The following is a 4,289-nucleotide window of genomic DNA, read 5'->3' as shown; positions in this document are numbered from 1 at the left end:
CGACATGCGGGCCCAGCCCGCCACCGTGCTGCGCGGCCCCCTCGACCGGGCCGGCGGGAAGCCGCGCGGCGAGACGGCGACCGACGTGGGCTTCGAGGGCTGGGCGTCCGTCACCGACGTGGCCGTCGGCGACTTCGACGGCGACGGCCGCGACGACCTGGTCACCAGGGCCACGTACGACGAGGAGGACGTGCGCTTCGACGTGGGCCTGCCGGACCACGTCATCGACGCAGCGCTCTACCGCGGCACGCCCGCGGGGCTGCGGCTCGCCGGCGCCGTGCCGGGCGTCACCTCCGGGGAGCGCCACGGGGCCACGCCGCTCGTGGCCGGCGACTTCGACGACGACGGGACGGACGACCTCGTCGCCCGGCGGTGGCTGGGGGACGCCCTGGTCGTCTACGGCAGCCCGGAGGGCCCGGGGGCCGGCCGCAAGGCCGTCGAGCTGGGCCGGCGGGTCGGCCTGGGCAGCGCCGTCGGCGACGTGAACGGCGACGGTACGGACGACCTCGCCACGTCCTACTCCCCGAGCGGCGACGAGGGCGAGGTCGCGGTGACCCTGGGCGGCGCCCGCGGTCTGGCCCTGGACGGCACGCAGGTCGTCGTGCCGCAGGACGTGGGGGCGAAGCCGGGGCTGCGCCGGAACGCGGACCACCTCTTCGGCTGGCAGCTGCACCTCGCCGACCTCGACACGGACGGGGACGACGAGCTGGTCGTCGGCACGTTCCGCGCGGGCGACCCGCCGGAGGAGTCCGGCTACTGGATCTTCGGGGGCACGCCGGAGGGCACATCGGTGGCGGACCGCGACTTCGTCACGACCGAGGACGCCGGATAGTCCGTACCCGGGCTACGCGCTGTGCGTCGGGGCGACGGGCAGGTACCCCAGGTCCACCGGCGCGCCGCGCGGCGCGGCGAGCAGACGGGCCAGCGGCGGCGGCCACAGCGGCTCGGACGGCGCCGCCGCCTCCGCCGGCGGCCACCAGCGCCAGCCGAGGATGCGGTCCTCCGGGTGCCGCGCGACCGCCTCGGGGGTCGGCTCGCGGCGTGGCCCGGCGGCCAGGTAGATGTGCTCGTGCTGGCGCACCGGCACGCCCTGCCGGGTGAAGTCGTGCACCCAGGTGCAGAGCAGCCCGCCCGCCTCGACGTCGGTCCAGCCGGTCTCCTCGCGCAGCTCGCGCACCGCGCCCGCGCGCGGGCTCTCCCCGGGGTCGAGGCCGCCGCCGGGGGTGGCCCAGTGGATGCCGGCCTCCACGTCGTCGTAGCGGAACATGAAGACCGCGCCGTCGGGGTCGAGGATGGCGAGACGGGCGGCGCGGCGGGGTGTGCGCATGCGCCGACCCTAGGGCCTGCCGTTTGGATCTTCGCCGGGCTCGCTGGGGGAACCGCCCACGAGCGAAGCGCTGTGGGGGAGCCTGGCACCGCACCTCGCGGCGTTGTCGTCGGTCAACGACGCTCCGCGTCGCCTCCCTCCTCCGCCTTGCGATGCACGGCACCAGCCGCCGCTCCCTGATCCGACAAGACCCAAACGACAGACCCTAACTCCTGTGGTCAGTGCGTCGATCATTTGTCACGGGTACGTACGGGAACGGAAGCGCACTGGACACCTGCCGCCGCCCAGCCCGACAATTCGAAGGTGTCAGGCTCCGACCACCCCACGTCTTCCGCGTTCCCCGTGTACCCGGACGGGACCCCGCGCGTCTCCGACGAAGAGCGGGACAGGGCGATCGAGTTGCTGCGCGAGGGCGCGGCGGAGGGGCGGCTTTCACAGGACACGTTCCTGGCCCGCGTGGACCTGGCCTTCGCCGCCCACTCCCACGAGCAGTTGGCGGCGCTGACCGCCGATCTGCCGCCGCGCGAGGGGCGGTTGACGCGGGCGATCCTCGGCACGGTCGCCAAGGCGTCGTCGCTCGGGGTGCGGGTGAAGCAGGCGTGGCAGGCGGAGCGGCTCCCCCCGCTGATGCTTCCGGCGCCGGGGGCGATCCCGCTGCGCATAGGGCGGGATCCGCGCAACGGGCTGCGGCTGATGGAGGAGACCGTCTCGCGGATGCACGCGGAGCTGCGGTGTGCGAGCGGGGTGTGGCTGCTGCGGGACCTGGGTTCGACGAACGGGACGTTCATCAACGGCCGCCGGCTGACCGGCGAGGCGCCGGTGCGCCCCGGCGACCAGCTGGGCTTCGGCCACACCCGGTACCTGCTGACGGCCCGCTGAGGACCGCGGCGGACTTCTCGTCGCCCCGCGCGACGGGCACGGCGCCGAACACGGCCAGTGCGGCCATCCCGGCGGGCGCCAGGCATAAAACTGCTTCGGCTCCGGTTCGCATGCGCGTCCCCCTGGAGGCGAGGCCCCTCCCCCGGGCCGCCCAGGACTCTATCCGCGGGCTCCGACACCCCGCGGTTGCACTGAACCATGGTTGAAGTTCTAGCTTTACGGGGCAGGCCGCCGCACCCGGCCGCGTACCACGAGACGGGAGAACCCGATGGACATGCAGGCCACCGCCTGGCAGTCACTCCACAGCACGGTCACCGCACAGCAGGACAAGCGCCCGCTGTCGCGCGCCGGGCTCGGGCGGATCTGGCGGTTCGCCCAGCCGCACCGGCGGCTGCTGAAGTGGTTCCTGCTGCTCAGCGTGATCACCGCCGCGCTGGCCGTGGCCACGCCGCTGCTCGCGGGGCAGGTCGTGGACGCGATCGTCGGCGACAAGGACCGGGGCCGGGTGATCTCGCTGGCGCTGCTCATCGCCGCCATCGCGGTCGCCGAGGCCGGATTCGGGCTGGTGGCGCGCTGGCTGTCGGCCCGTATCGGCGAAGGGCTCATCCTCCAGCTGCGCACCGCCGTCTACGACCACGTGCAGCGCATGCCCGTCGCGTTCTTCACCCGCACCCGCACCGGCGCCCTCGTCAGCCGGCTCAACAACGACGTCCTGGGCGCCCAGCGCGCGTTCAGCAACACCCTCTCCGGCGTCGTCGGCAACCTGGTGACGCTGCTCCTCACGCTCGCCGTCATGCTCCGGCTGTCCTGGCAGATCACCCTCCTCGCGCTCGTGCTGCTGCCCGTCTTCGTGCTGCCCGCCCGCCGCATGGGCGCCCGGCTCGCCCGGCTGCAGCGCGAGGCCGCGGGCCACAACGCCGCCATGAGCACCCAGATGACCGAGCGGTTCTCGGCGGCCGGCGCCACACTCGTCAAGCTGTACGGGCGGCCGGACCGGGAGTCGGCGGAGTTCCGGCAGCGGGCGGCGCGCGTGCGCGACATCGGGATCCGTACGGCGATGGTGCAGACCCTTTTCATCACCGCCCTCACCCTCGTCTCCGCCCTCGCCCTGGCGCTCGTCTACGGCCTCGGCGGCTGGTTCGCGCTGCGCGGCTCCCTCGACGCCGGCGCCGTCGTCGCCCTCGCCCTGCTCATCACCCGCCTGTACGCGCCGCTGACCTCGCTGGCGGGGGCGCGGGTCGAGGTGATGAGCGCGCTCGTCAGCTTCGAGCGGGTCTTCGAGGTGCTGGACCTCAAGCCCCTGGTCGCCGAGAAGCCGGACGCGCGGGAGGTGCCGGCCGGGCCGGTGGCGGTGGAGTTCGAGGGCGTCGACTTCGGCTACCCGGCCGCCGACAAGGTGTCGCTGGCCTCGCTGGAGGAGGTCGCCGTGCTGGACACCAAGGCCGGCGCGCAGGTGCTGCACGGGGTGTCGTTCCGCGCGGAGCCCGGACGGATGGTCGCCCTCGTCGGCTCCTCGGGAGCCGGCAAGTCGACCATCGCGCAGCTCATCCCGCGGCTGTACGACACCGACGGCGGCACGGTCCGCCTCGGCGGCGTGGACGTCCGCGACCTGTCGGCAGCCTCGGTGCGGGGGGCGCTGGGCATGGTCACCCAGGACGGGCACCTCTTCCACGAGTCGGTCCGCGAGAACCTGCTGCTGGCGCGGCCGGACGCGAGCGACGCGGACCTGTGGGACGCGCTGCGCAAGGCGCGCCTGGACGAGCTGATGGCGGCCCTGCCGGAGGGCCTGGACACCGTCGTCGGCGAGCGGGGCTACCGGCTCTCGGGCGGCGAGCGGCAGCGGCTGACGATCGCCCGGCTGCTGCTGGCGGAGCCGCGCGTGGTCGTGCTCGACGAGGCCACGGCACACCTCGACTCGACGTCCGAGGCGGCGGTGCAGGAGGCGCTGGCGGAGGCGCTGGCCGGGCGGACGGCGGTGGTCATCGCGCACCGGCTGTCCACGGTGCGGACCGCGGACCAGATCCTGGTGGTGGAGGAGGGCCGGATCGTGGAGCGCGGCACGCACGCGGAGCTGCTGGCGGCC

3 protein-coding genes and 1 pseudogene are annotated in these 4,289 nt (G+C 74.4%); 3 read left to right on the top strand and 1 reads right to left on the bottom strand.

Annotated features, from left to right (window positions below; genetic code table 11):
* Positions 1 to 832: pseudogene (locus H5J30_RS19560) on the top strand (FG-GAP repeat protein); the annotation flags it as partial.
* Between the two features lie 12 nt (positions 833 to 844).
* Here the strand turns inward: H5J30_RS19560 and H5J30_RS19555 are convergent.
* Entirely contained in the window at positions 845 to 1,327 is a 483-nt protein-coding gene (locus H5J30_RS19555) for an NUDIX hydrolase (RefSeq protein ID WP_181788705.1), read from the bottom strand.
* 303 nt (positions 1,328 to 1,630) lie between these two features.
* On the opposite strand from H5J30_RS19555, the gene H5J30_RS19550 reads away from it, so the two are divergent.
* Positions 1,631 to 2,206, top strand: coding sequence for an FHA domain-containing protein (locus H5J30_RS19550; RefSeq protein ID WP_445194949.1), 576 nt, complete (start codon positions 1,631 to 1,633; stop codon positions 2,204 to 2,206).
* A 268-nt stretch (positions 2,207 to 2,474) separates the two neighbouring features.
* A partial coding sequence (locus tag H5J30_RS19545) for an ABC transporter ATP-binding protein (RefSeq protein ID WP_181788704.1) occupies positions 2,475 to 4,289 on the top strand: 1,815 nt, incomplete at its 3' end.

Source organism: Streptomyces phytophilus, assembly GCF_013870535.1.
Lineage (GTDB): Bacteria > Actinomycetota > Actinomycetes > Streptomycetales > Streptomycetaceae > Streptomyces > Streptomyces phytophilus.
Note: the sequence above shows the minus strand (reverse complement) of the source record. Positions and strands in the feature narration are given on the sequence as shown.

Bases quoted from the DNA above. Each gene is read 5' to 3' on its own strand.
- H5J30_RS19555 (WP_181788705.1), bottom strand. From the start codon at position 1,327: ATGCGCACACCCCGCCGCGCCGCCCGTCTCGCCATCCTCGACCCCGAC.